A 231-nucleotide genomic window follows, 5' to 3' on the forward strand; every position below is an offset into this window, starting at 1 on the left:
GTTGATACCGTCACCATCAGTGTCAGCCTTATTCGGGTCGGTGCCAAGCTCCTTCTCCTTATCATCCGTCAGGCCATCGCCATCGGAATCCTTGGAAGTCGGATCCGTACCGTCCTTCTTCTCGTCCCCATCGTTGATGCCATCACCATCGGTGTCAGGGTTATTCGGGTCCGTCGGAGCCGGGTTGCCATCCTTGTCTGTCCGGTTGACTTCATCACCATCGTTGACGCC

Annotated in this window: 1 pseudogene; it reads right to left on the reverse strand. The window is 56.3% G+C overall.

Annotation, left to right across the window (positions count from 1 at the left end):
* Window positions 1–231: pseudogene (locus HMPREF3009_RS04115) on the reverse strand (hypothetical protein); the annotation flags it as partial.

It is taken from the genome of Corynebacterium sp. HMSC034H07, from assembly GCF_001815175.1.
In the GTDB taxonomy this organism is placed as follows: Bacteria; Actinomycetota; Actinomycetes; order Mycobacteriales; family Mycobacteriaceae; genus Corynebacterium; species Corynebacterium hiratae.